This window comes from Micromonospora avicenniae, assembly GCF_900156065.1.
Lineage (GTDB): Bacteria > Actinomycetota > Actinomycetes > Mycobacteriales > Micromonosporaceae > Micromonospora > Micromonospora avicenniae.
Window position 1 is genome coordinate 1 of record NZ_FTNF01000062.1, and the last position, 1,120, is coordinate 1,120.

General features: G+C 65.9%; 1 protein-coding gene. It reads right to left on the bottom strand.

Annotated features, from left to right (window positions below; all coding sequences use genetic code 11):
* Window positions 1-994, bottom strand: a 994-nt coding sequence (locus tag BXA10_RS30265; RefSeq protein ID WP_076474252.1) for an IS481 family transposase, incomplete at its 3' end; no start/stop codon positions are given.
* Between the last annotated feature and the right edge of the window lie 126 nt (window positions 995-1,120).

Below are 1,120 nucleotides of genomic sequence, written 5' to 3' on the forward strand. Positions count from 1 at the left end.
TGTGCTGTCCAGGGACGTTGGTCAACCTGGTGATGGGTGGTAGGCCGCCGATGGCTGAGTGAGGCCGGTGGTGATTGTAGTGATGCAGGAAGGCTGGTAGGGCCTTCCTGCGGGCTTGTTCGCTGTTGTAGAAGCGGGCGATGGCCCAGCCGTCGGTCAAGGTGCGGTGGAAGCGCTCGACTTTTCCGTTGGTCTGGGGCCGGTAGGGGCGGGTCTTCTTCGGCCGGATGCCGAGGTCGGTGCAGGCGTCACGCCAGGCGAAGGATTTGTAGGCCGAGCCGTTGTCAGACAGCACCCGTTCGACGGTGATGCCTCGGGCGGCGAACCAGGCGACGGCGTTGCGCAGCACGTCGATCGCGGTCGCGGCTTTCTCGTCATCGTGGATCTCGGCGTAGGCGACGCGGGAGTGGTCGTCGATGACGGTATGCACGAACGCGGTACCGATCTTCGGTTCGTAGGTTTTGCTGCGGGCGCCGGTGCGTCCGGCTGTGGCCTCACGGTTGCGTCGGCCCTGGACTCGGCCGACGTAGCGCCAGCCGCCGCCGTCAGGAATGCTGCCGTATTTGGTGACGTCGACGTGCAGCATCGCCCCGGGCCGGTCGTGTTCGTAACGCCGGACGGGTTCGCCGGTGACCCGGTCGATATGGCTGAGCCGGCTGAGCCGGCAGCGGGTCAGTACCGCATGCACGGTCGAGGCCGGTATACCGAGCCTCCCGCCGATCTGCACTGGGCCCAGCCGCTGTTTCCACCGCAGATGCACGATCTTGCGGACCACCGGCCGTGGTGTCCGGGCCGGGCTGTGATGCGGACGTGACGAACGGTCCTGCATCCCGGCCTCGCCCTGCTCGGCGTAACGCTGAGCCCATCGTTTAGCCGTGCGCCAGGACACGTCATAGCGTTCGGCGGCCCGGGCGACCGGCCAGCGTTCGTCGATGATCAGACGCGCCAGCCGCAGACGCGCGCGTGGAGTCAAAGCAGCATTACGGTGGAGCATGAAGGCCTCCTGGTTGCGGAGCGGTTCCTAGACAGCTCCACTCCACAACCGGAGGCCTTCACCAGTCCAGGATCTAAATCAGGTCGTCACACAACCTCGACCAACCTCCCTGGACAGCACACCTAG